General features: G+C 55.1%; 23 protein-coding genes. 6 read left to right on the top strand and 17 right to left on the bottom strand.

Going from position 1 to position 22,269, the window contains the following annotated elements; all coding sequences use genetic code 11:
• Positions 1-565: 565 nt before the first annotated feature.
• The gene (locus AC1DK3_RS00745) at positions 566-931 is read left to right on the top strand and encodes a recombinase family protein (protein ID WP_477190395.1); all 366 of its coding nucleotides are present in this window, start codon (positions 566-568) and stop codon (positions 929-931) included.
• On the opposite strand, the gene AC1DK3_RS00740 is transcribed toward AC1DK3_RS00745, so the two are convergent.
• Entirely contained in the window at positions 895-1,185 is a 291-nt protein-coding gene (locus tag AC1DK3_RS00740) for a hypothetical protein (protein WP_477190394.1), read from the bottom strand. The two genes, AC1DK3_RS00745 and AC1DK3_RS00740, sit on opposite strands and share 37 nt — an antisense overlap.
• Here AC1DK3_RS00740 and AC1DK3_RS00735 point away from each other — a divergent pair, their 5' ends adjacent.
• Positions 1,186-1,434 (top strand): hypothetical protein, encoded by a 249-nt coding sequence (locus AC1DK3_RS00735; protein ID WP_477190393.1) that lies wholly within the window; start codon positions 1,186-1,188, stop codon positions 1,432-1,434. It abuts the gene before it with no gap.
• Between the two features lie 387 nt (positions 1,435-1,821).
• Here AC1DK3_RS00735 and AC1DK3_RS00730 read toward each other — a convergent pair whose 3' ends face one another.
• Positions 1,822-2,763: a tetratricopeptide repeat protein gene (locus tag AC1DK3_RS00730; RefSeq protein WP_477190392.1), complete on the bottom strand. Its 942-nt coding sequence runs from the start codon at positions 2,761-2,763 to the stop codon at positions 1,822-1,824.
• A 59-nt stretch (positions 2,764-2,822) separates the two neighbouring features.
• On the opposite strand from AC1DK3_RS00730, the gene AC1DK3_RS00725 reads away from it, so the two are divergent.
• A complete protein-coding gene (locus tag AC1DK3_RS00725; protein WP_477190391.1) occupies positions 2,823-3,062 on the top strand; it encodes a hypothetical protein in 240 nt (79 codons plus the stop codon).
• A gap of 573 nt (positions 3,063-3,635) precedes the next feature.
• Here the strand turns inward: AC1DK3_RS00725 and AC1DK3_RS00720 are convergent.
• The 11 genes from AC1DK3_RS00720 to AC1DK3_RS00670 form a co-directional block, all read right to left on the bottom strand.
• Positions 3,636-4,427 (bottom strand): hypothetical protein, encoded by a 792-nt coding sequence (locus AC1DK3_RS00720; RefSeq protein ID WP_477190390.1) that lies wholly within the window; start codon positions 4,425-4,427, stop codon positions 3,636-3,638.
• Positions 4,387-4,887: a DUF488 domain-containing protein gene (locus AC1DK3_RS00715; protein WP_477190389.1), complete on the bottom strand. Its 501-nt coding sequence runs from the start codon at positions 4,885-4,887 to the stop codon at positions 4,387-4,389. Before AC1DK3_RS00715 ends, AC1DK3_RS00720 begins: the two co-directional genes overlap by 41 nt.
• 108 nt (positions 4,888-4,995) lie before the next feature.
• Positions 4,996-6,555, bottom strand: a complete 1,560-nt coding sequence (locus AC1DK3_RS00710) for a restriction endonuclease (protein ID WP_477190388.1) — start codon at positions 6,553-6,555, stop codon at positions 4,996-4,998.
• 198 nt (positions 6,556-6,753) lie between these two features.
• Complete coding sequence (locus tag AC1DK3_RS00705) at positions 6,754-9,993, bottom strand: DEAD/DEAH box helicase (RefSeq protein ID WP_477190387.1); 3,240 nt, start codon at positions 9,991-9,993, stop codon at positions 6,754-6,756.
• On the bottom strand, positions 9,969-11,231 hold the full coding sequence (locus AC1DK3_RS00700; RefSeq protein WP_477190386.1) for an EH signature domain-containing protein: 1,263 nt from the start codon (positions 11,229-11,231) through the stop codon (positions 9,969-9,971). The genes AC1DK3_RS00705 and AC1DK3_RS00700 overlap by 25 nt, the downstream gene beginning before the upstream one ends.
• Positions 11,232-11,287: 56 nt before the next feature.
• Positions 11,288-12,328 (bottom strand): OmpA family protein, encoded by a 1,041-nt coding sequence (locus tag AC1DK3_RS00695; protein ID WP_477190385.1) that lies wholly within the window; start codon positions 12,326-12,328, stop codon positions 11,288-11,290.
• A gap of 30 nt (positions 12,329-12,358) precedes the next feature.
• Positions 12,359-13,861, bottom strand: a complete 1,503-nt coding sequence (locus AC1DK3_RS00690) for a methyl-accepting chemotaxis protein (protein WP_477190384.1) — start codon at positions 13,859-13,861, stop codon at positions 12,359-12,361.
• A gap of 192 nt (positions 13,862-14,053) precedes the next feature.
• On the bottom strand, positions 14,054-15,970 hold the full coding sequence (locus tag AC1DK3_RS00685) for an EVE domain-containing protein (protein ID WP_477190383.1): 1,917 nt from the start codon (positions 15,968-15,970) through the stop codon (positions 14,054-14,056).
• 875 nt (positions 15,971-16,845) lie between these two features.
• Positions 16,846-17,400 carry a hypothetical protein gene (locus AC1DK3_RS00680; RefSeq protein WP_477190382.1) on the bottom strand — a complete coding sequence of 185 codons (555 nt, stop codon included), beginning with the start codon at positions 17,398-17,400 and terminating at the stop codon, positions 16,846-16,848.
• Positions 17,401-17,468: 68 nt separating this feature from the next.
• Positions 17,469-17,639 carry a helix-turn-helix transcriptional regulator gene (locus AC1DK3_RS00675; protein ID WP_477192841.1) on the bottom strand — a complete coding sequence of 57 codons (171 nt, stop codon included), beginning with the start codon at positions 17,637-17,639 and terminating at the stop codon, positions 17,469-17,471.
• A 154-nt stretch (positions 17,640-17,793) separates the two neighbouring features.
• Entirely contained in the window at positions 17,794-18,252 is a 459-nt protein-coding gene (locus tag AC1DK3_RS00670; protein ID WP_477190381.1) for a hypothetical protein, read from the bottom strand.
• Between the two features lie 22 nt (positions 18,253-18,274).
• Between AC1DK3_RS00670 and AC1DK3_RS00665 the strand changes: the two genes are divergently transcribed.
• The gene (locus AC1DK3_RS00665) at positions 18,275-18,580 is read left to right on the top strand and encodes a tyrosine-type recombinase/integrase (protein WP_477190380.1); all 306 of its coding nucleotides are present in this window, start codon (positions 18,275-18,277) and stop codon (positions 18,578-18,580) included.
• A 186-nt stretch (positions 18,581-18,766) separates the two neighbouring features.
• On the opposite strand, the gene AC1DK3_RS00660 is transcribed toward AC1DK3_RS00665, so the two are convergent.
• Together AC1DK3_RS00660 and AC1DK3_RS00655 are read right to left on the bottom strand one after the other, a co-directional pair.
• Positions 18,767-19,285 carry a DUF1214 domain-containing protein gene (locus AC1DK3_RS00660; RefSeq protein WP_477190379.1) on the bottom strand — a complete coding sequence of 173 codons (519 nt, stop codon included), beginning with the start codon at positions 19,283-19,285 and terminating at the stop codon, positions 18,767-18,769.
• Complete coding sequence (locus tag AC1DK3_RS00655) at positions 19,282-19,551, bottom strand: hypothetical protein (protein WP_477190378.1); 270 nt, start codon at positions 19,549-19,551, stop codon at positions 19,282-19,284. The genes AC1DK3_RS00660 and AC1DK3_RS00655 overlap by 4 nt, the downstream gene beginning before the upstream one ends.
• A gap of 130 nt (positions 19,552-19,681) precedes the next feature.
• Between AC1DK3_RS00655 and AC1DK3_RS00650 the strand changes: the two genes are divergently transcribed.
• Together AC1DK3_RS00650 and AC1DK3_RS00645 are read left to right on the top strand one after the other, a co-directional pair.
• Complete coding sequence (locus AC1DK3_RS00650; protein WP_477190377.1) at positions 19,682-20,188, top strand: Lrp/AsnC family transcriptional regulator; 507 nt, start codon at positions 19,682-19,684, stop codon at positions 20,186-20,188.
• Between the two features lie 102 nt (positions 20,189-20,290).
• Positions 20,291-20,635 carry a DMT family transporter gene (locus AC1DK3_RS00645; protein ID WP_477190376.1) on the top strand — a complete coding sequence of 115 codons (345 nt, stop codon included), beginning with the start codon at positions 20,291-20,293 and terminating at the stop codon, positions 20,633-20,635.
• Between the two features lie 245 nt (positions 20,636-20,880).
• Here AC1DK3_RS00645 and AC1DK3_RS00640 read toward each other — a convergent pair whose 3' ends face one another.
• On the bottom strand, positions 20,881-21,618 hold the full coding sequence (locus AC1DK3_RS00640) for a helix-turn-helix domain-containing protein (RefSeq protein WP_477190375.1): 738 nt from the start codon (positions 21,616-21,618) through the stop codon (positions 20,881-20,883).
• Between the two features lie 114 nt (positions 21,619-21,732).
• Entirely contained in the window at positions 21,733-22,257 is a 525-nt protein-coding gene (locus AC1DK3_RS00635) for a TetR/AcrR family transcriptional regulator (protein ID WP_477190374.1), read from the bottom strand.
• Between the last annotated feature and the right edge of the window lie 12 nt (positions 22,258-22,269).

Genomic DNA, 22,269 nt, shown 5'->3' with positions numbered 1-22,269 from the left:
CTCAGTAGCGGCTCCGATCCTCTCGGCTGCTTGCTCGTGTCTTGCACGGGACCGTACTTTCGCTCGCCGTTGCGCGTTTTCGACTCTGACTCTATCTCCCACAATTACAGGATCATCCGGCTTGGCGGCCGGCGCGCCTCGTTTCGAGCTTAGTGCGGAAGTTTTAACCAACGCCATGAAAGTCCTCGGGCGAATTTTATGATTTGCAGACGGAAGACAGCCATTTCTATGACAACAGGAGACAACCCTAGACCAATGGCTTGGGAAATGGTTACCGCCCACAGTGACCCGGTACCTAAGCCTAAAGGTCGCCAATTGGTTCCCTGTGCGATCGGCTATTTACTCGAGAAATTCGTATGAGCAGTCATCGGATCCTATGGACTTCCGTGAGCTGATCGTCGCTGCTCCCATTAGCGGAAGCGGCCATCTGTGCCGGCACCTCCCTTTGGCTACCGCCGACGATGTCCGCTCGTGGACGTAAAGCAGTCCCCAGATATCGAGCATCCCTGCAATCTCACCTAAGCCGATTGTCATTCGACGGTACTGTTCGAGCATCCGGTCCGGAATGTTTGATTGGGATCGATTTGCGGGCTTCGAAGACACCTGCCGCTCTATCCACGGCCTGATCAACAACCAACTCTACCTCGGCAAGATCGTCTATAATCGCCAGCGCTTCGTAAGGGACCCGGCAACGGGCAAGCGGCAAGCGAGGCCAAATCCTCCTGATCAATGGATTGTGCATCACGTGCCCGAACTCCGCATCGCGTCGGATGAGGTATTCGCGGCGGCAGCGACGCGACGAGCGAGGAGGGTCAAAGCTAACGCGTCATCGGCGCCCGAAGCATTTGCTTTCCGGTCATTGTCATCCATCACGACTATCTCGGTTGCTCGGCGTCACGTAATCGTGGGACCTGCGAAAACCGTCGGATAATCGCGACGCACGAAATCGAGCGCCGCATTCTCGAGGTCCTGCGCAAGTATCTGCTCGCGCCGGAAGCCATCGCCGCCCCAGTCGAGATGTATCGCGAGGAGCGCGCCAAGCTGGCAACGAGTGCCGAGCGGACAAAGCGGGACGTCCAACGGGATCTCTCTGAGCGCAAGATTGCGGGCGTCATCGCCATGGTCGAGGCCGGCGGTGACGCCAGGACAATGGCCGCGAGGTTGAATGAACTCGAGGCCCAACACGTGGATCTCGAGCGGCGCCGTCCTGGAAAAGCCAAAGACGTCGTCTCACTGCACCCAAACGCGGGAGCAGCCTACGCCGAGATCGTCGGGCAAATGCAAAAGGTGCTGGGCAAAGGACAGGATTCCGATCAGGAATTCGTCGAGATCGTTCGCGATCTCATTCAGCGCATCGTTGCGACGCCGGATGAACCAGGCAAACCGATGAAACTGGATCTCGTGGGGAATCTGACTGCGCTGCTGTCGGAATGAGAACCCAACAGCGGTAATGTTGGTTGCGGGGGCATGCAACCATCTTGATTTGCAGCTTGAAAGGCTTTTATCAGCTCTCTTGTGAGAAAAACAGACTACGAATCTGGGGGTCGTGGGTTCGAATCCTTCCCGGCGCGCCAATGAAATCAATTGATTAGATATTACTTTGTTGGGGCTCTCTGCTGTCTGGGGCAAACCCTGATCGCCTAGTTGTGGAGGAGCGTTTTGGCGACTGCCACGAAATTGGTCGGTTGCCTGAGTACGGGACAGCACGAAGCATTCGCGTTCGCGGCCGGCCCTCATTTCTGCCCAACAGGAACAAAAGGGACTGCTCGCTCTCCCTAATCCACCCTTGAGGACTTGCCTGCGCCCCATTCAACATTGTTCTCACTTACTCAACGCCTTCCTCAGAGCGTCGGCGCGGCGCTTGATGCCGATTTTCGGATCCAACCGAAGTGCTTCTTCATAGAAGCGCAGTGCCTCCAAGGCGTTGCCTACGGCCTCAAGGCAAATGCCGCGCAATTTGAACGCCCAGGAACGGGCGTGTCCATCGCCAGGATGGCAGGCAGCAAGCGCGACATCGATGCCTTCAATTAGCCTGCCCGCCAGCGCGGCGGACGGCGTCTTGCCTGCCTCGTCGAGCAGCCGTTCAATGACGACGAGGTTTCCTTCGGAGAGGCTCCATTGAATCCAGTGGTCTCGATCAACGAACGCGCCCTGCAGGCTGTAGGCGAACGATGCTCCACCGGGGTAACAAAGCCTCACCGTCAGACCGTCTTCCGGGAACTCGTATGACTGCGCCCATCCTGACTCCGGAATCCATCGCGCGATCTCGGCGCCCTTGATAAGATCGAAAACGGCAAGGACAGATGCATCCTCTGTTGGGGAGTTGCAGATCTGGCAAACAGCGAGGCTGCCGTTAGCCGATAAGCCGTTATTGTAGAGGTTTGCGGTAAAGCTTTTTGCGATGATGGGACTGCCATCTGCGCGAAAGGCGAAAAAGGCCCCGCTGAGGTCGGCGCTGAATCTCCAATCGTTCAAAATGAACGTGCCGTCGTTGGCAACCTTGCCGTCATTGGGGCGTTCGACTTGGCCCTCGGCAATGATCGCGGCACCATCGAGTAGATAGTAACAGCCCATCCCTGACACTCGGGCGCCGCCGTGGGTACCGTCGCCATTCGCGTCGCGCCAGGTTATAGTGTACCGACCATCGGGTGACGTCGCGAACCAGCCGAAGTAAGCGCGGGAGGGTATGCGGAAGAAATAGCCATCGGCATAGCCTTCACCACGCGTCTTTTTTTTGCTGCGTAGTTGGCTCAGCAAACCCATGCGTTTTCCTCCAAGATTATCTTTTATCAGATCGGCGCGTCCCGAGTGGCGAACTCGATGTGGCCACCTATGACGCCGAACGCGAACCGGTGTTGCGCCTTGAAAGGCAGATACGTCCGCTTGAAGAGAATGATTTGCGTGACATGCAGTCCTTCTGCGCCACACTTCCCTACGCCGACGTCGTTATTGGAGAGAACCAGTTTATCAGCCTGGCCCAACAGGCAAAGTTAGACAAAAAATACGGAACCCGCATAACTTCGAACCTTCTAGATCTGTCCGGAATGCTCGAGCAGACCTAATTTCGGTCGTGGAATTAGCTCGAGGATCAAGGCAGAATAAAATCTGGCAGCCCTGCAAAATCCCATCCGCTGAAAGCCGATGGATTCGCTCGAACGTAAGACAGCAGTGTAAATTTATGTTCAGTCTGCGCCGCCACGACTGAGATGACAAGGATGCGAAACACTAGTTGACCGCGCCAATGGAACGGCGCTCCCTGCCAGCTTCGCTCCAAGGAAGAAACCGGCGACGAGACTAGAAACCCCCACCCCTGGGGCCCATGCATCCACGACACCGCTCTCCCGACCTACCCGTCTGCCTCATCATTTCATTTCGGAAACGTCGGAAAGCAAAGGCGCTAAAGGGATCCGGAAGCCTGTTGGCCCTGGGACCGCGACCCGCGGGGTCGAAGGGGGCCATGCTCACGCCCAACTATCACGGTGTGGCCGGCGGCTGCCGTAAAGCGCGATCAGACCATCGTCGCTGACAAAGCGGGCTCTGATTTTGCACCATAATCTGACGACGGCGCGGCACGTTCATACGCATAGTATGACTGAGGGCCCGATAGGTGAGATGTGGCGAGGAGGGCAGACACACTAAACCCCCAGCGTCAGCTGGCCAATGTCGCCCATCTGGATGATGCCGTTGATGAGCCAGGTGTCCGGGTACAGCGAATGCGCGCCCATCGCGAATAGCAAGCCTTTGTCTGGCATCTCCTCACCCCAGCGCTTCGTAATCATCGCCAACGCTTTTTCTTCCCCATACTGCTTCACCCAGTTGAAGAAGGTCGCCTCGGTTTCCCAATCCTGGCAGGTTCCGCTGCGCTTGCCGTCGGCGGTTTCATACTCATACTTGAAGCGGTAGGGGCACGGCTTGTATGGCACCACCTGTTTCAGAAACATGTCGACCTGCTTGGCGCGCTCCGCGTAGCGCTCTGTTTCGGCCTTGCGCTCGGTTTCCGCTTTCTTCTCGACGACGAACTTCCGAACCAACGGGCGGATGACGGCTAGGCTTCGCCCCTCTTCCCGTTCCCGGACAAGGCTGTCCTTGATCATCGGCGCCACCAAGCCGAACCGGTCCTGCTGGCGGATGGAACCGACTACCTCCAAGGTGTGGTGCTCGACGCGCCGACTCTCCACACGCGGGTCATCCTTCGGCCGGTGCCACTGATAACAAACGGTATCCCAGCGCGAGAACTGCTGCGCCTCCTCTAACGTGCGGAAGGCAATGGGATAGAGCCGCACCCACGTACCTTCACGCGTAATGCCGGCGGTGCAGACGGTTTCACCGTGCTTGTCGCCGAGCTGCGGCGACGCCTTGACGATGATGATGGCCTCGGCCGTCGCCTCAGGCGGCGATGCTGTCCGGGGCGACGAAGCGGTGGGCATTCCTCAACGACTTTTTCTCGACAATCAGGTTTTCAATATGAAGGCCGGTCGCGAGGCAGATATGTTCAGCGACAATGGCGCGGTGGCAATCGCAATGCGCCCGCTCAAAGCACATGAGGCACACCACCTTCTCACGCGCCAGAGCGTTAGCAATGACTAAGTCTAGCCGCGCTGCGGTGCTCTGCATGTGCCGCCCGAAGATGGATTTGAAGAGACGCATTTTTCCCGCCCGCGCAGCCTCGCGCCCTGGCTTCGGATCGCCAAGGCCGCGGAGATGCACATAGCCGATACCATTAACTTCGAGGGTTTCGCGCAGGATGCCCTTGGAAAACCCCTTTTTTCGCGACACCGGCAAATCACGCACATCGACCAGCGTATCGACGCCAGCGTTAAGCAATGTCAGAACGAAGGTCTCGATGGAGGCCCCTTCATAGCCGATGGTGTAGAGCGGATGCATCATCGACGGAAAGTAGCCTTATTCGGCGCCAGCGTGCACGCATGTTCTTATAGGCACCTAGCGTTTATTGCCGCCTTCTGTGGCAATAACGCAAACGATGGAACCGCGCATTTACGTCATCGGCAGCGGGTCCCGCCAATCTTCAGGCATGATGATTTTGGCGTCGATGCCGCTGTGCTCCTTGAGCAGGCTGAGAAGATTGCTGCCGCTCAAAAGGCTGATGGGCTTGTCATTGGCGAATTCAAACGCCGCCGGGCCGTAGCCGCTGGTCGTCACCAGAATGCCTTTTGAGGCCTTCTCGTGCTGCATGGCGCCATAAAGATCGCGCACCGCGCTGACGCCAACCGTATTTTTGTAGCGCTTGGCCTGCACGATGACCTTGCCGCCGATGACGGGGCGGGCATCGAAGGCCACGCAATCAACCCCCCCATCGCGGGATGCCTGGGTGAGCTTGGTTTCAAGCCCCATGCGCTGGAAGAGGTTGGCTATAAGGTTCTCGAACTGACCGGGCGTCAGCTCCATGAGGTTGGTGCGGTCGTCCAGTGCGGAGAGGACATCGGTTTCCTGGATGAAGCGCGGGTCGACCATGTTCAACTCCATGATCGGCTTGACCGGGACCAACTCGGAAGGACTGCGGGAGATTGTTGCATTGAGGCGCTTCAGGCATGCTGTGGGCTCGACGCGGCGCAAATCGAGCCCCAGGAACTCGTCCTTCGTCGTGCGTACCGATAGCAGGCAGGGACGGATGCTTTTGCCCGTGGCCGGGTCGACGGTATTGACGAAAATGTTGACGTTGGCGACGTCCACCGTTTGCGCCTCGTCGGCATTGAAGATTTCGAAGAGCCGGCGCAGCACGGCCTGCGCGAGAAAGGATGAATAGAGCCCCTGCTTGGCCTTCAACGTCTTCTTACTTTCCTGGACCTCATCCGTTGATTTGACAAAGCGGTACTTCTCAACATCGGGAATAACATCCGCGAGGGTAGGCACCTCGACATCAACCACAAGGCAACGGGATTCCGGAATGTAGCCAATCTTGGCATTGCAGACGATGTCTTCGTGGTAAGGACAGAGCTCGAACATCAGCTCGAAGAACTGGCTTACGGCCTCGGGCTTTCCCGCACAGTAGTCGAGTTGCAGGCGCGAGACCGCCTCGTTGTGCTCGGCAGCGGCTTGAGTAAGAAACCCCAAGTGCATTTGACGGGCGCGCTTTAACTCCTCGTGCTGCGCCACAGCCTGCTGATACGCGGATTGTGCTGCTTCTGCCCGCGCCAAATAGCGCTTCTCCCCTCCTGGCATTAGGCGGCCGAGCAGCCCTGGCGGCGAAACCACGAACGCTTGCGGGTCAGGTGCGTCACCGAACGGAAATTTTGCGTCGAGCTCGGCTTCATCAATGCGCTTTTGGACGTCTTGCCAATTGACCGCGGGGGATGTCGCCATGCCCGCCGAAAGAAACCCTTGGAGCGCCGCGCACCGTTCGGCCAATGCCGCATTCATGTCGTCGACCTCCGCGGCGCGACTTTCCAGATAGAGGCGCTTGTCTTCCCGCGATTTCTCGTTGGCTTCCCGCAGCAGCTGCTTCTGCTCGCGGAGTTCGTTCCTTACTCTTTCGCGCTCGGCGCGGTCTGCGGCCCGCGCAGCTTGCAACGCAAGTGAAAGAAAACTCCGGCCCATCTCGTGATCCCCGCTGTTTTGATCGGAATTATGCCCGAGGCGCGGCCGGGCGCCAAGAGATGGCTGCCCCTTTCAAGACCGCGCCTGCATCAGGTTAACGATATTGGCAGGCAGCCCCGTTCGGCGATCAAGCCTAGCACCGCGATCCATGACAGGAGTTTGAGGTTGGCCAGATCTCTCCAAGGCGACCACGGATGATCATTCCGGAAGAGTGTATTCGGGCCAGAGCGCGGTATCGGGCAGAACCGATGTTGGCTTTGGGTGATGAGTTACTGCGTCTCCTTCCGGATCCATAATGATGATTGCAGCATCATCCGCGGAAGCTAAATTGAAAACCGCTTCGAATTTCGTTCTATGCGCGACAAGCACGCTGCAACCACCATTCACTGGCTTGATGCGTAGCACATTGGGACAAATCTCCCGCGCATCGAGGTCCGGACGATCAGCGAGTTCCAACCGCACAGAATTGCCAGCATTCGGTTCATCACCGCTTAGTAGGGTCTCGTAAAGCGTGATTAGGTCGCTGTCCTTGGCATCAGTTTCCTGAGGCCAAAGAACAGCATCGGCAATGCTGCGCTTCCGCCGCATCAGCCGCTGCAATAAGCAATCGAACGAATTCGGTCCCAATCGGGGGTGAACTGCAAGTGGTATGTGAACCGTAACCGGGCGGCTTTGGCCAATTCGATGAGTGCGGTCGTTGCATTGCTCTTCGACAGCCGGGTTCCACCAGCGAGTGAGATGGATCACATGGTTGGCAGCTGTCAGCGTAAGGCCCGTACCTGCGGCGCGCGGCCCCATTACCAAAACATCAAAACCGCGATCATCGCTTAGGTGACGCTGAAACCGGTCCGTGATCTCCTTTCGCGCGTCAATTCCCGTCTCACCATTAATGACGTAGACGCGCTCGAGACCAAACTCGATTTTAATAAGTTCTGCAAACCAAGCCTGAACATCTCTGTTTTCGACAAAGACGAGGGCACGTTCACCCTTAGCCTTTATAGCCGAAAGTATGTCCATGACGGCTGACACTCGTGCCGACGACGATGTGAAGTCTTGGGGCGCTTCACCCTCGATTAGTCCGGGATGAAGTGATGTTCGACGAATATGGTGCAGTAGCGCGAACATGGTGCCGCCTTTCGCTCGCACTTCATCATATCTGATTGCTTGGGCTTCCGGCATTATTCGCGGATGCAGGACACGAACCTTGGGCGGCAGATCTGCAGCGGCATCTTTCTTGAGGCGTCGAATACCCAAGGGCGGGCGGCCTTCGTTGCTTGTGAAGATCGCGGAATGCAATTGTCGGACTCGCTTTTCCTCCGGCTTATCGAACACCCGTCGGAACTCGGCCAAGGGCCCAAGGGCCCCTGGGAAGAGCTGATCCATGATGGCCCAGATATCGCGTGTTGCGTTCTCCACCGGAGTTCCGGTCAAACCGATGCGGAAGTCGGCCTTAACCGCGCGAGCAGCCTCGGAGCGCATAGTCGCGGGGTTTTTTAAGTTCTGGATCTCGTCAAATACCGCAACAGCAAACTCTGTCTGGGAAAACGTGACGGCATAATTGACGACAGTTTGGTAAGTGGTGATTGCGAGTTGCGGCCGATCTGCTGCGACGAGCTCTGACAAATCTAAACGTGAATTTCCGTCATCGATATCTCGCCCCGTGCTGCCCATCGTTTTCCAACGCGCTAGGTGGGCTCCGTATAACCGAATTGGAGAATCCCAAGCACCCTCTGAGACGTGTGTCGCTAGCTCCGTCTCCCAGTTTCTGAGCAGGGACGTCGGCGCAATAATCAACATGGGGCGTTTCGGTCTCTCGCCCTTAATCATGCTTTCGGCAAGCCAAGTCAAAAATGCGAGGGTTTGGAGGGTTTTTCCAAGTCCTTGTTCATCGGCATTGAGAATACCAGGGTGTCCGAAGCGCCAAGCCTCAACCTGCCAAGCGAAAGCTTTCGCCTGATGGAGCTTCATCTCCGTTTTCACAGTCACTGGCAGATCAATCTCCTGATTGATCTCGCGCTTTCGCGTTTCAGCACGAAAGTCGTTGTCCCAAAAATTATTATGGGTAACAGGAAGAAAGACGGGACTTGGTTCTGATACCGGCTCCGGTGGCTGTCTGCGCATTATCATCTGAAGCCGACGCACCAGCGCCTCGATCACGTCGATCGTGACGGGAATTATTCCGACGCGATGTTCGATTTGATCCTTGCCTTCGTGCTGAGCCTGACTCAGCTCATCGATCAAAGATGCGAGTTCATCCTCGGTGACTTGTCCTAAAAGCTCTCCAAGTTCCCGTTGCATCGATTTCGGCAACCAACCGGTCCCCGATCCTGTCATCTGATCAATAACAGGCCGCGCCCACTTGGCGATTCTAATTACTCGAGAAGCCCATTCCTTTGTTTCGGTCCATGCTCCACCTATCGCGCGTTCAAGTGCCTCGGCATAACCCTCGGGGCTCATCAATTCGTTGAGCCGTCCATCAGCAAGTGCTTGGCGCTCTATTGCGTCCGAAATGATCCTTTCAGCGTCTCTGATAAAGGCACGGCGTTGATCGGAGTCGCCCCTCGCGGACTCCGAGATCACCTGGACAACCGGCACTGCCGTTCGGTCCAATATTAAGAACTTACCGTTCCCGATGCGATAAGCGGGTTGGGCGCCGCGCTCGCTTACCTGCTTCTGGAACTGCGATAGCTCATGACCTTTTATCGGTGAGTCATCCGTTCCGGGTTGCGAGTCATCGGAAAGACCTGAACCGACAAAGGGAACCGCTTCGAATTTGCTATCATCTTCATCATCCACTTGGAGGCCGACACGATCGCTCGTTATGATCTCGATCCGATCGAGAGCACCGTCCAGCGATACTGAGCCGTCAGGTGCTTCTGCTCCGAGACTTCGACGGAATTCACCAAGGGCCAGCCAATGATCCGCCAACGGGCTCGTGGGGTCGAAGGATTCAGCGATTTCTATGGCCTTATAGATTGGTCCAGGTAATCGCATCGGTCCCGTGGAACCCTCTACGATGGACCCAATGCGTCGGAGCGGACGCGTCTGACCACCCCTTTCCCACCACCAATCGAGGTGGAAGTCCGGATTTCCAAGGCTGCCACGTATTGCCGCTTTAAAGATGTGGCCACTGACCAGCGGAGGCAGTCCAAAGGCATTCGCAGAAAAGGAGTCCAGCTCCGCGACCAGACGATGCGAAAGTCGCAGTTCATTGCCTTCGAGAGTATGTTCGCGGCCGTCTCGATCCAGCACCCTAACTCGGGCAAGCGCCATAGCAATGTTTCGCTCGTCGCGCGGAAGGCTATTTAGGTCGTATTTGGGCTGCGATCGAAGCGCTCGAAGTAGTCCTCCTCGTGACTGCTGAAGCGTTAGAAGGCAGCCTCGTTTGTCGAATGCAGATGCGAAAGAAAGTGTCACAGCAGCTTTTTCCGTGCCCATTCTCTCCATAGCCCACCAGGCTCATCATGAACCCTTGCGTCGTCATGCGGATGCGGCAGGAGGAAGTGGTCGACGTCGTATCGCTCTGCGTAAAGTTTTGGCGCCTGCGGATCGCCTTTTGAAAAAACGTGGATTCTGAAGTTGTGCGACCCCTCAATCACGATCTTGTTTCGAATGCTCATGATCAAGAGGCACGTATCTCTCCGCGGCCCAACACGATTACCGTATCCTGTGTAGGCCTGATCGCCGGTTTCCGTGAACCGACGGCGCGCTATCGATTTCGCGTCTTCTGTAAACGCCACCCAGGCTTCATCGATGTAACCTTGATCGTACATCCCCTTCCAAAAGCTATGCCGGCTGGCCCATTGGCCGCGAGAATTTCCTTCCTCAGCTCGAGACACAACATCGAGAAATGCCTCCATTTGCCGACCCGCCAGCCAGCGAAGCAGGACCCGCCTAGCCCTTTCGTTGATCAAGGTCCAAAAATGAGAGTTATCATTTCTCAGATCACCGTAGGCGTCGACGAGTTTTGTGAGCAATCTCGCGCGGATTTTATCTGGCGGATTTACGCTGAGCCAAGGTTCTAAAAGTCGGGAAACAGCTGCGGAGCCCCTCTCACCTGCGAGCACGTCGCAAGATTCAGGGACGATCCACGCCAGCACACCTTCTATGGCTGCTTCATTGTCTAGAACCGGAAGAGCCTGCAACCAAGCTGCGTGCGCATGTTCCATAAACCCTGGCCCATGAGGCCTAGATATTCCTCTTGCAATTACGGATTGAAAAGCATCGCGCTCATGCACCATCCATTGGCCAAACGAAGTTCCGCCATTGTCAAGATCAAGCAGATCCGGTGTACGTCGAAAGAGATTCTGCCACTTCTCAGGCAAATAGTTGGCACGCTTCTCGATGATGTTTGCTAGGCCTCGTAGGCGCTCATCTTGTGGCTTCCAGCTGAATATAAATCCATAACAAAGCGCGCCTAGAAGTCTATCATTAGTGCAGACCTTGATCTCCCTCGAGAGAAAATCTCGTATCTGTCGCGGCATGGCTGCGTTGCCTTGGGCAAACGCTAGGATGATGCTTGCCATTTCCCCTTCGGTGAGTTCGCCCCATTTCCAATGTGAGATCGCTGCGCTTAACTTTCGTATGAGCGCTTCGATGTCATCGGGTTTGACGGCATCGTTTCGAGGAAATGCAACATGAACATTTTGTACGGCTCGGTCGAATCCGCGATCCATGGACAATGTCCGTATGGCCTGAGGCAAGCTCACGAGCCTATTGATGAGGCTCATGTTCAAGGCCCCTGAGTCAGAAGCCGCTGCAGACGAGAAAGATCGTCAAGCTTTTTAGGGATGTATTGCTCGTCCGTTGGCGCAAACATGATGAAGCGAATATCAATGCGTCTATTGGCATCACGCCCCTGTTTCGTATCGTTGCTCATTATCGGTCGCCCTTTTCCGTATCCAGCCACCGAAAGAATTGGCTGACCGCGAAGGTTCTTTAAGTCGAGCATGTCGGGGGCCGCCGTGGAGAAAATGGAGTAGACCGAAACCCCTCGGCGCGAGCTCAGGTCCATATTCAGTGAATCGGGGCCAGTACTATCCGTATGGCCCTCAACCTGGAGCGCATCGATAACAGCCAATTCCTTGTTACACGATGCTTCCGGCACCTGCTGCTGCGATAGCGCGAAACAGCCGATGCTCTCTCTCAAGGCTTTCGCTATAATTTCCATTTTATGTTTTCCCGTGATTGTCGGGATATCACTTTTGGAGGGAAAGAGCCCGTCTCCCTTAAACTCTAACGCATCGCGCGTTCGACTGATCTCAACGTCAATCGATGGATCCGATGCCTTGATACTGGTTTGGATACGCTGAAGGAGCCGTCCGCGAAGATCGGCGACACGCGAGTTATATCGCTCGATTGGATTATTCTCTCGGGCGGCATCGAGCAGACGATGTAGGCGTTCGATCTCGTCCCGTAGAAGGGCTGCTTCCTTGATGATATCGCCACCTGGCACAACACCAATGGCCTTACGGATACCATCCAACTCTCGCTGCTTAGATTGAAGTTCCGACGTCAACCGTTTGTTCTCGGACATGAGCCAGGGCACCGATTGGTCGCCTTTCAATCGGTAGACTTCCAGCTGCTTTAGAAGCGAGGACACCTGTTCATCGCGCTCCCGAAGGCTCTTGGAGACCTTCTCGTATTCTTCACGCGGCACCATCTCGCTTGGAGCTATTTGCGTCGCAAAGAACGCAAGCAGGATCATCATAATAAAGAGAAAACTTACCGTCATATCCGTCATAGATATGAAGGCCGATTCTTCCTCTTCCACATGTCGCGTTCGAGTTCCGCCTCTCATGACCTACTCTACGGGTTCCGGAGTCTCGAACTCCGCAGATTCGTCCTCGGGAGGTTCGGTCTCTGGGGACGCGGTTTCTGGACGAAATGCACGCGCGTTTTCGATGACTCCCTGAAGTACCTCAAGAGCGTTTGCATAACGCTTGTGAACGCCATCACTGTGCGAATTCAATTCGTGAAGCGTTCGTTGAACCTGTTCTAAATAGGTCGCAAAGGCTTTATCTAGCTGCCCGTCATATGCCTTCGCTCTGCCTTCAAATGCTCGAATGAGTTCTTCGATAGATCTCGCAGCACTCACTACAATCGCGCGTTCTGCATCGACCGCTGTTTTTGCTGCGCCAATCAACTCAACTGACCCATCTGCGAGAGCTCGAGCGGCCTGAGCGGTTGACTTAACTGTTTCCATTACCGGTGTTGCGGTAGAGGCCACGCTTTCGGCAGTCTCTGAAAGGCGATTGGTGACGAGTTCAATTCGCTGAACTACGATGTGAAGTCCACCAACCGAGCGCTCTAGTGTTTCTTCAAACCGCTTAGAAGCATCTCCAAGCGCGGTCGACAGCGTGTTTAGCGTTGCCGCCGCTCCGTCTACTCGATCTGCAACGCGATCGAGGGACGCGCTTATGGTCGCGGTAAGCGAAGTACCTAGCTCACTCGCCATGGTCCCCATCGCCTCCACCCCTGTCGCGCTCATGCGCTCCAAAGGTTTGCTCAACTCCGCAATTAATTGCGTATTTAAGAGTTGCTGTTGAGCCGTCTGCTCCTTAATGGCCGCAAGCTGCCGATCGGCAATACCTTCAAGACTTATAAAATCCATACGCCGTTCGATTTCGTGATTTAGGTCCGAAATTGCGTGCTCGAGTCGGCTCGAGCAGAAACGATGGAGAGCGGTAAACATAATTGAGCAGGCCAAGCCCGTCAGCGACATCGTGAACTTCGCGGACGCGGTATCCAGAAGACCTTCCAACGCCAGCATCATTTTTTGCTGATCGCCGCCTCCAACAGCGATGCTCTGTTTGGTATTTGCAAGGGCGGCGATCAGACCGAGAAAGGTCAGAAGCAATCCGACCGACACGAACAAACCGGGCCACACGCGCCAACCAGAAAGGCCGAACCGCAAATCCTCCAAATTGAGGAACGTTGCCGGACGGAATGCGTTTCGAACGTTAGCTCCGCCATTCCTGGAAGGCTCGAGCAGGGTTTCGCGGAACTCCGAAAATGCGCTCGCCAGTCGGCGCGAATTGCTGCTCTTTCGGCTATTGAGTTCGCCTTCAATGTCGTTGAGTTCGTTTTGGAACCCCGCAGCGTCCCCGCTCTTTCTGATTCGCGCGGAAAGCCGGTCCAACAATTGCTTTCGTCCAATGGTAATTGCAACCATTCGAACGGCAAGCACGACGAATACTATAAAGAGGGAAAGACTTATCAGGCCCGGCCAGTAGTCGACCGTGATCAGCCGAGCAAATGCGAGGATAGTTTCCCGGACATTTGTTCCTAGCGCGACTAAATCCATTTGGTGCCTGCGGAGCTTGGTTGCTGGCACAGCATAGACCGGCACTCGCGCCAGCAATCAAGCATTGGGGCCTAATTGGCTGTGCGTATTGAGTGCATCAGCGGCATTTAAATCTCAGGGGAGAGTGGACGCACCTAGGAAGTCTGCCTTGCAAACGGCTGTGCGAAGGCCGACGCAGACATAGAGCCCTGATTACGCATCCAATGCGTCGACCAGATTGTCGATGCCCAATCTGGCCCTGGGCACCATCACTGATATTCCGTCGATCAGAATGTCGAAGGCATCCGCTAAAAACTTGACCTCAACAGTCCCGTAATGGAGCTGACGGTGATGGTTTGCGCAAACTGTCATCACGTTCGACGCAGACAAAGAACCGATTTGCCGCATGGCGACCGGCATCACGTGATGAGCTTCAACGTAAGGTGCACCATTCTTCTTGCGGAAACCAAACGGCTCTGCTCCAAGCGCCTCGCATAATTGACACTTGTATCCGTTGGCTTTCTTGACCAAGTCGCCGATTGGCCCGCGCTCGATCGTTCGGCTCAAACGCTCCCTGACCTCTGGGCTGGCACGAATATATTTGGCCTCGATCTGCGCAAGCTTGTTCGGGACAATTTCAGAAGGTGCCTCGAACAACGGCAGGTCGCCGATATCGTCACCAAGAAACCAAACAATCGCGCGGAAATCATCGCCCGATATCGGGAATGATGATGCCTGAAGCCCGTTCAATAAGAGATGCGATGCCTCCGGTCGCTCGGTCCGAAGACGCGCTATTGAAAGGGGATTTTTTAGAAATGTGCGCAAATATCGAATCTTGACGGTTGGCCACCCCGGCTCCCGCCGTTCGCCTTCGGACCAGAACTCATCCGCGGCGCCGGTGCCCGGATACGCTTCGCCTTCAATCCGACAAAGCGCATAGATTCCGGCCTCGAGGGGATCTTTGCCTTCCCTATCCTTTTGACTTCGCCCGTCATTACCCACGCGTATGACTGCTAGCTGCCCTTGGGCAAATCGCGAAGCGTCAGATTTCCGCACGCCCCACGTATCGTACGCGATCTCGCGGCTGAGGAATTTATCGATGGCCCATTTCTTAGGATTGCAGACCAGAACCCAATAAACGTCGCCGTTCGCTTCAGGGGACTGGATTTCCGCTTCGTCCCTCACTCCCTCTTTTCCCCCGAGGCCCAACGCCCAAGCCCTTATGCGGTCCTCATGATCGGCCATCTCCTTCTTCCACGAATGATGGGCCTGACCTGGCAACTCCGCCGCAGCTTTCAACACGTTGCTGAAATCATCCGAACTCCATCGTCTCCGTCGGGCTGCCGTCGTCATATCGGCTACCGGAAATGCCCACGAACGGCCTTCTTGCCTCCAAGCCATATCAAATGGCGAAACCGCCGTCAGACCCAATGGGGGCAATCCAACAGCATAACAGGCGTAGTCAAGACGCGACTGAACGTTGCCGAATACGCGCCCCGACCGCTGCAAGTCCTCGATGTCGACAGCTGACGCGGCCTCGGAATGTTCGTATGGCAATATCCGCCCGGCATCTTTCTGACTACGCGCCTTCAGCCATTGGACCAGCGCCTCGGTCCGCTGATGCGTCGGTGTTATCGTCTTTGCGGGCGGCCGGTCGGATGAATTGGAAAGACCGAGCTGGCGTTGTGCAAACCAAAGCGCTCTCGCCGAAAACTCTTCGGAATAATCAATAATGATTTGCTCGTAGGACAGGTCCGTGCGTCCTTCGTCGGCAAGCGTCTTGTAACCCTGCGTGGGCGTCCTTCGAGCTACGGCCACTTCAGCCGCATCAAGTAGGCCATGATTGCGAAGCTGTATGAAGGTTCGACCAGCGTCTTTGCCTTGTCGCTTCATCACGCCGGCATATTCGCTGACAACTTGAACGATCTTTTCTTCCGCCGGCGTCAGGTTGAATAGGTCAATACCCGTTCTCTGCTCGATGAGCCGGCGTCCCAAGACTGCAGAACGTTCGCGTATCAGCTTTTTGAGACCATCGGTTAAAGCACCACGCTTGCCGGCGTTCGACTCAAACTGAGCAAGGGCGGCAAAATCATCGATGTTTGCTACAATCCGAACTAAGCGGTCATCCATTGAGCGCGCCCTCCCATCCTGCCCAGCGAACTACATATCCGGCTCATCACAGCACTGCAGCAAGACCTCATCTCGCCAATCCGGTAATCCCCACTCAATCGCTTGGGCCGACGTCAATGAACGTGGCGGCCAGCGAGCCAAGCGCAGCTCGAGGGCAAAAGAGCTAGCTCCGCTCAAAACCTTCTCTTGGCGGCTTTGTCGGTCTAGTCGATGCTATCCTTCCAAAGGCCCTTCGGGTAAGCGCCACAACTTCTCTAAGTCTAAAATTCGCTCAGAAGTCAGGCTTACGCAGAGCTCAAGCGCTGAAAGAAGCTTTTAGGCCCATGGCCGGTCGTGGCTGCCAAAGCCTAGCCATGCCCGAACCTTTGCTAGTCAGTGGTCGACGCGAGCGAGCCACAGGCGTCCGCCAACCGCAGGCGAAACGTTAATTCCTAATTGCTTGCATTCCTTGCTCACCCCTTTTTGACGTCTGCGGAGCTAAGGCAATTTTTCACTTCCGTTTTGGTGCCCTTCACTTCCGTTTCAACTCCGTTTCGATAGGGCTGTAAGAGCTAAAAAGCCCGTAAAAATGGGCTATCGCTTTCTTCGAATGGTACACGTACCGGAAGCGGAAGTGGACTTTTTTCAGACCAAAAAATACGCGCGAGGCGGGCTGCCGCCGCACCGCTAAGGGAAAGGGTGACAGGAAGGACCCGTCCCAGCTTCGAGGATCTCGTCGACGCTCATTCTCCACGTTTATGCGGAGCCGCCGCAATTTTTCCTGGAGGAGTCGCTGATCCGATCATCCTCGGCCCCCAGTTTTTGCCTCTAGGCGACACAGTTCTCGAGAAGCGCGAACATTTTCGTTTTTTCTTCGAAGTGCCTCGCCGTCAATTTCAATTTCTGGCCCGTTGCAAGTGGCGTCTCCGAAAACCCGAACAGAATGGATCAGTTCCGGGAGAAAGGGGGGGAGAGTATTCTCTCCTTTTTTCTTCTCTTCTGTTCTCTAAGTCTGACATCGCCCGTCTGACGGCCGTAGCCGACGGCGTTTGAAAGCCTTGAGTTTTTTGAGCCGATTCTAGAGATGAACTATCATGTGTTGGATCGCGTTTACCCTCATCAGAACCTCGTCGATTCTTGCTGTTTTGTTGGCTGCGCTCATCACGCCAGGCCCATTCGCGTTCGGCCATATCTGAAGTGATGCCACTATTTGGCGCTCGCTTTATGCGACCTACTTGAAAGAGGTGGGCAAAGCATAGCTCCATCGAGCGCTTATTTTTAAGCCCCGTGATTCGCATCCATGCTTGTTCCGAACGCTTTAATGGCGGCCGTGATTGCGAGAGCGCGATTTCGATCCGGGCGTAAGCCTTGACATACCGGTCTTCAACGTCATCCAACGCCTCTACATCTGAAGCCATAAGACGAAGCCAGGGAAAGTGTTTAGTGGTCACGTCAGCTCCTATCGCGAGATAGCTGGACGATGGAACCCTGGACGCGAGGGGCGCGTCCCGCGCTCCGGTTATTTTGAGGATAGTGCGCGCGGGCGACCCTCTAACCACGCCTCCACTTCTTCAGCGCGAAACGCTATTTTCACGTCGCCCATTTTTATGGGCTTTGGAAAGCCGCGCGTGGATATGAGCCGGTAGATTGACGCTCGACTATACGTGGTGAGCGTCGTTACCTCGCGCATCGAAAGCAGCCGACGCTGTTGAATGCCGTGCTTAAAATTCGGGTTGTGCATCTTCCGCTCCGTATCTGGCGAGACGCCTCAGCGTCGGGCGAATCGCAGCAACACGGTGCTTGGCTATTTTCCCTGGTGCGATACAGGCAGCCAGGGAAAGCGGCTAATCAGCTCGAGGCGGCAAGAGGGCTGGCGCGAACGCATCAGTGGAAAGGGCTCTCACATAGGCTTCGAGGTTGTCGCCTCTGCGATGCGCCGCGTTCGCTGAGCTCAAAATAGATAGAAAGCGCTTCCTCTCCGGCTCATAGCCTTGCAAGGCAGATGACTCGTAGACGCGTTTTTCCAACAAATTCTTCCAGTCGAAATCGGCTATGCGCTCATGCCAGCTTTCGGGGGTTGTCTTATGAAAATCGACGTCAAGACGCTCGGCTTTTTTCTTGGCAAGCTTATAAACTTGAGCGCATGCCCACGTTTTCGCGCCGCGGGCTCGGGCGCGTGCTAGCAGAAGTATTTCAATAAATGCGGCCACCTCCCCATGGAAATGTGCCAACGCAATATTCGGTGAACGCGCGTTACCCTCGAGCGGAGCACGATCACAGAAGGGGTTTGTTTGGATCTTCACATCAGAAACACCTGGACGCCCCTTGCTTAGCAAATCGGCGAGCAGAGCTATGTTACGCCTGAGTAAAGAGATTGGCCTGGATGGTCTCCGTACTCACGATCTACGAAGGACCTGCGCGACTTGGCTGGGGAATCTTGATGTTCCAGACGAGATTATAGAGCGCATATTGAATCATGCTCCGCTTACCGTTACGCGCAAGCATTACAATCATGCATCCCAGCTCGAGAGTATGCGACTGGCCCTCGAACGTTGGTCATCTGCCCTTCGACGAATAGTCTCCCATTCGCATAAAATCGACACCCCTTGGAGCGCTGGGGAAGCTGGATGAAGGGGAAAGAGAACGCAGGTTCTCATAAGAACCGTCGCTCAAAGAGATTGACCGACCAACAGATCTATCTCAACGGCGGCTTCGATTTTCGCGCCCGCCGCATCATAGCCGAGCGATAAACCGCCCTAGTCGGAGAAGATGTCCAGCGCGCGCGACGGCCTGCGCGAAGCTTGCGCAGCATTTGCTCTATCCGGCGATTCTCCATCTACAAGGAACGTCCCGAAAAAAAGCTGAAATATGACAGAGTTGGTGGAGGGCCTTGTCTGCTCGCCGATTCGATGACGGATCGTCAGTATCAGTTGCCCGGCCGCCGTTAACAAGCGTCCGCGCAAAGGTCGGCGGAGAAACCTGCCGGATGGGTGGTACACCGATACGTGACGCCGCGCTGCTGAGCGAGGCTTCGCCGCTACTCGTTCCCTGCGCGGCACTGTTCGGTGGAGCAGATAAATCCTCAAAATCGCCAAGCTTGCAGCTTTTGTCGAATGCCGCGAGTTCCGGACCGTAGATCCGGAAATATGCGAACCAACCTTTAACCGGCACGGTCTTGATCCAGCGCTCTTCGGCTCCCTCTGGCCGTTGTGGACCGAAAAACAGGTCGACGGATTTATGGCCCGCCTCATCGTTGAGCTCGAACATCGAGCGCAGTGCCGCCTTATCCTGATCGGTTTGGATCTGCGAGCGCGTTTCGGCGTCATAAACCGTCACGGACCAGAACAACTTGCCAGTACCGGCTGCGGCACGGTCAGCCTATAGTTCTTTCCGCCATCAAGGTAGGTGCCAGTCGCATCGCGGGCGCTGAGCCAGTAGAGCGATCCGGCTCCCGCTGTCCGACGGAACGTTGCGGGCGATGTGACGATCGCCTGCGCGAACCATCGGTCACGGGACTCGAGATCAATGCCATTGGCAGTCTCGAATTGTGCACTTCCAGGCGTGAGACTGACCCATTCCCAATTGCGGTCGATCCAGTTCACGCGGTATGGCTTTGAGGCTCGGTGTTGATGACGGCCGCCGTGGCCTTCGCGTTGGCGCGCCGCTTTGATCCCGCAACAATAGCATACTACTTAAATGATCGCTCGGTGGCGATATAGAGGAACAGAGAAGATGAGTTCACCTAGCGTCGGGTCTGATAAAGAAACTCCGACAGAAAAAGCGCGACCTAATATTGACGCGATTGATCAAGAGATAATCCGGATTCTGCAAAGCGACGGCCGAGCATCGTTCACATCAATAGCTAAGCAGCTAGATATCTCAGATGGAGCCGTTCGCAATAGGGTTGGAGCTTTAACAGCGTCGAGGGTTTTGAAAGTAATTGCAGTGGTCGATCCTATTGCGCTCGGTTACGACGCGTATGCGCTGATCGGGATTAAAGTAAGTTCGGGATGCGATCCGCATGAAGCAGCTTCCTATTTCGCCGGTTTAGACGAAGTCACGTATGTGTGTTTTGTGGCGGGCCGGTACGATATTTGTATTGAAGTCGTGTGTGAGACACATGAAAAACTTGCGTTGTTTCTTCGGCACCATTGCTACAGTCAACCGACCGTGAGTGCAGTCGAGCCGATGGTTGGACTCACGATGTACAAGAGTATGATGAAGTGGGGGCGGCCCTGAGGGTCGAAGAGTAGGTAAAACGGCCGTATCAAAAACTAAGGCCTCACGTAATCCCACCAAACTCCAATAAGCACCGTCCTCCCGCCGACAGGATTAGACACCTTGAATCCCACAGCTTATCATTACATCGCCCTGGCGTGCGCTATTGTTTGCGAGGTAATCGGAACAGCCTTTCTGCAAATGTCCGAGCAGTTCACGAAGTTGATACCTACCATGTTGTTGATCGTGTTTTATGCGGCCTCGTTCTATTCCTTAACTCTTGCATTAAAAGCCATCCCGATCGGCATTGCCTACGCGGTGTGGGCCGGCTGCGGATTGGTCCTCACGGCGTTGATTGGCACAGTTGTTTTCCGCCAGACATTGGACCTCGCCGCGATAAGCGGAATAGCGATGATTGTTGCGGGCGTTATTGTCGTAAACCTGTTTTCCAAGTTCACGATGCGTTAGTGACGTCGCAACATCGATCCAATGCCTCCCCAGGAACCAGTGCTTTACGAGAATTACGAGCTACCGCTCATCACTGCGACGCCGAGGTCCGTGCTTCAAGCGCGACGATTTAATCCGCGATGGCGGATCAAGCATTTGTGGATGTCGAGGCGCCCGCACACCTCCTCCAGGTGAAATCCCGCACGCGATGCGGTCCGAGAAGATCGCACCTTGACGTCTGGCGTCGGCGGTCGTGCAATGATGGTTCAGTCCAGAGACGTCGTGGCCGGTTGTCGGTGTCGCGTGATCCGGCTCGAATCCGGCCGATATTGCCGCCAGAGAAGGTAGCTCACGGGATATACAATGACGGCATCCGGACCATTGTGAAGGCCTCCATCAAAAGAGAGCGTCTCTCCTGATTTGAGAAGATAAGTCTGCTCGCCGTGCCGGTAGCTCATCTCACCTGACAACATATGTAGGAAGACCGATCCCGATTGCGTATAGAAGAACGGCTGTCCATCTCGATCTGCGGTAACAAGATACAGCTCAGAAAGACCAAACACTGAAAAGCTATGTGCTCGCAAGAAATGATGGAAGTTACGTCGAGCACCCTCACTCACGACACCCAAGGCCTCGCTTGCGCTCAGATGATTGCAAACTGGGACCTCTTCCAATTCGGAAAAGAGCGATGAGAGAGGAGTGCCAAGGCTTTGAGCGAGCGCCGCAAGCGCTTCCAAGGACGGCGTGTGTATGCCGTTTTCAATTTTGGAAAGCATTCCGCAAGAGAGCCCGGCCTTTTTAGCCACTTCAGCTTGCGTAAGATTTCGCTTTTTTCGCGCGGAAAGGATAACCGCTCCAATAGCGGCGCGCACACCCGCAACTTGAACATTCAAATACTGCAGCTTTTGTTCGGAAGGTCGAAATTCGCTGGGATCGTCTGCCTTGGTCGTGCTTGGTAGGCGTTTCGCGAAACCAACCATTTGGGGTGCCCCACTAATTTTCATTGGCCGCAGACTTCCGAAAGTTCAATCTCAAAGTACGGACGGCGAATTGTTAGCTCGTGTCGGTTCACGCCGAATACTGAATCGTTTGTCAGTTAAACGACCTCATATAAGTCTTCAGGAGACATCGGTTTCTTCCAACAAACAGATTCCTCGGATCGACGCGTAAAGTGCCATAGCGAATGCCGGCACGTCGCCCTTGCGAATATCTGAATCAATTAAAGCCACGAACCATTCTTGCACGATCTGAAGTTCAAACGACCGTATTTTCGTCGGATCTATGAGAGCGCGGAAGCTGTTTGGGTATATCTGCGATAATCGATAGTATGATTGAATACTACCCGATAACCTGATGAGCCAAGGAAGCGTGCGATCTTTATCAGACTTCACGGAAGCGAAGATAGCTTCACCGAGGGCGTGTTTTAGCTCCTCCTTTGATCCGAAATGGTAGCAAATCGTTGCGACGTCACAGTCCAGGAAACGGGCGATCGCCCGTAGGCTTAGGTTCAGTTTGCCGCCCTCTTCCAAGTAACTCAAAATTTCGGCGAGCAGGTCCGCTTTCGATAGCCCCTTTGGACCGCGACGAGTCCCCTTATTTTTGAGGGGTTGAGACGTAGGTGATTGGCGCTTTTCCGCTACCATTGGGTGCCTCTG

The sequence above is a fragment of the Hyphomicrobium sp. 01T421 genome (assembly GCF_056398805.1).
The sequence above is the reverse complement of the archived record's forward strand: the minus strand, read 5'-3'. Positions and strand labels throughout refer to the sequence as shown.